The sequence below is a fragment of the Pararhizobium sp. P1_E7 genome, from assembly GCF_056405855.1.
The window spans coordinates 1-503 of the sequence record NZ_JBFUBH010000256.1; the positions used below are offsets into that span (position 1 = coordinate 1).

Consider the following 503-nt stretch of genomic DNA (forward strand, 5'->3'; position numbering starts at 1 on the left):
GAACGAAGCTGCCGAGTGCGCCCGGCGCACCGGTTACCGAGGTCAGCGCCGCGTTTACCGTATGGGTGTTGCTGAGATCGACATCGCCGAAGTTGAGCGCGCCGGTCGCCGTCAGGTTTGCCGTGGTCTCGCCAATGGCGCCGTCGGCGATCTCGCTCACCGAACCGGTGCCGGGACCCGAGGTGATCACCGGCGCATCGTTGGTGCCGTTGATGGTGACCGTCACCGTCTGGGTGTCGGTGGCGCCCGAGCTGTCGGTCACCGTCACCGTATAGACCTGGGTGATGGTCTCGCCGGCGGCCAGATAGTCGATGGCGCCGTCATTGACGGTGAAGGTCCAGCCGATCGCGCCGGTACCGTCGCCGGTCGCCGCATTGGTGATGGTCGGAACGAAGCTGCCGAGTGCGCCCGGCGCACCGGTCACCGAGGTCAGCGCCGCGTTTACCGTATGGGTGTTGCTGAGATCGACATCGCCGAAGTTGAGCGCGCCGGTCGCCGTCAGG

1 protein-coding gene is annotated in these 503 nt (G+C 66.8%); it reads right to left on the reverse strand.

Features of this window, described 5'->3' with window-relative positions; translation table 11 throughout:
• On the reverse strand, positions 1-503 hold a 503-nt coding region (locus AC1D17_RS29280; RefSeq protein WP_477568685.1), incomplete at both ends, for a VCBS domain-containing protein.